The sequence below is a fragment of the Acinetobacter sp. YH12027 genome (genome assembly GCF_013420085.1).
In the GTDB taxonomy this organism is placed as follows: domain Bacteria; phylum Pseudomonadota; class Gammaproteobacteria; order Pseudomonadales; family Moraxellaceae; genus Acinetobacter; species Acinetobacter amyesii.
Genome location: NZ_VOYW01000099.1, coordinates 1 through 1,269 on the forward strand (window position 1 = coordinate 1; position 1,269 = coordinate 1,269).

General features: G+C 40.0%; 1 protein-coding gene. It reads right to left on the reverse strand.

All coding sequences use genetic code 11. The features are described from left to right. Positions 1 to 20: 20 nt before the first annotated feature. Positions 21 to 1,172 carry an IS4-like element ISAbe18 family transposase gene (locus FTT94_RS16435; RefSeq protein ID WP_180171126.1) on the reverse strand — a complete coding sequence of 384 codons (1,152 nt, stop codon included), beginning with the start codon at positions 1,170 to 1,172 and terminating at the stop codon, positions 21 to 23. Positions 1,173 to 1,269 lie beyond the last annotated feature (97 nt).

The window sequence follows — 1,269 nt, forward strand, 5'->3', positions numbered from 1 at the left end:
CACTGCTGTCCCACAATTTTTCACAAGAGGAAGCTCATTTGAGCTTCCTCTTGTTTTATGGGTATTTTATCGGGTGAAAATAAAGCTTTTAAAGTTCTTCTTTCAAACAAATTCACTTGAATTATTCTGAGTAAACGTTGAACTGTCCAACCTGTTTTTCCTAAATGTTGAGCGAAACTCACCAATAAATAGGCGATCATCGCAATCCAGATTTGTGTCTGAATTGCGTTCCTGCTGCGGTCTAGAAACGCTTTTAATTTGAGATTCTGCTTAATCGCCTTAAAGAACAGCTCAACTTTCCAACGATCTTTATAAATCGCCGCAATGGTGGAGGCGGCTAAATGAAAGTTATTGCTGAGAAAGCTAAAGTGCTTGCCACTTTGCTGATCTCTATATTCAATTCTTCTTAACACTGGGGCTTTTCTTTTTAGGGCATGTGCGCTATTCAGCTGAATGGTTTCATCTTTTAGAATACCTTTGGATTCAAGCACTGGATGTTGCTGGATCACCTGATACACAGATTTAGGCCTAAAACGTGTGACAAATCCAATGTTTTGAGCAGTCAGATTTGCATACCATTGGTAATCGACATAGCCTTTATCAAAAACTACAATGCTGCCAGCAGGAAACTGGAATTTGCGGCCTTGTACCATGTCATTTTCTTTGCCATTTTCAACTGCAACAAACTCAGGAATATCATTGCTGTGATTCAATCCTATACTGAGTTTCATGCTGGCTTTTGAGTCGTGAACTTTGGCCCATTCACATAAGGAAAGCGACAGGTCAATATGACTGGCATCCAAGGAATACAAGGGATTCTTAAAGCGAAATTTATGAGCGACTTTTGAGTGGTCATAGTATTTAAGCAACTTGTAAAATAGCTGTTGATACAAGGCAGCAGGCTGCTGCTCATTGATTCGTGCCAGCGTGCTTCGGGGAATAGACTTTGCTCCGAGATGACTTAGCTTTTCCTGTTGGCACTCCAAATTGGATTGAATATCTCTCAGACTTTGCCTACAAGAGAATTGAGACATCAATATGGCAATAAACTGATCCCACCGGGAAGCCGCTCTAAATTTCTGTCCAACATGGTGCACTTTAGCAAGTTGTTCAAAATCCTGTCGCACAACAGGTTTAATTAGCTCATGAAATACGGTATTCTGATGTGACAAAACCTGAATCCTGGTCGTTAAAGTGTTTGTTTGCACTCATATTTTAACTGTTAGGACTCAGGTTTTTTTATTTAAAGCAAACTATGGGACAGCAGTG